1 protein-coding gene is annotated in these 259 nt (G+C 62.2%); it reads right to left on the bottom strand.

The window, feature by feature from the left end; translation table 11 throughout:
• Window positions 1-175 (bottom strand): NAD(P)-binding domain-containing protein (locus AC1RPN_RS09070; protein WP_481763857.1); only part of this gene is annotated, 175 nt, incomplete at its 3' end.
• Between the last annotated feature and the right edge of the window lie 84 nt (window positions 176-259).

Genomic DNA, 259 nt, shown 5'->3' with positions numbered 1-259 from the left:
CCTGCGCACAGGCCGCCGTCGCACTGTCGGCCACGCGTGCACCCAGCTCGGCCATGCGTCGAGCCTTTCCGGAATGCCTGTTCCAGACGACCACGTCCTCGCCCTGTCCAATCAGCGAGACGGCGATCGCGGATCCCATCGCGCCGAGGCCGAGGACAGCAATCAAATTGCTCATTCGCATACCTTTTCGATGTCGTTTATCACGTTGCCGGGAGGCAGCCATCACGCCGCCCGGATCACAAGGTCATTGGACTTGATC

It is taken from the genome of Dellaglioa sp. CoH-57-MRSF-20 (assembly GCF_056781955.1).
This window is presented reverse-complemented; position numbering and strand designations above follow the sequence as displayed.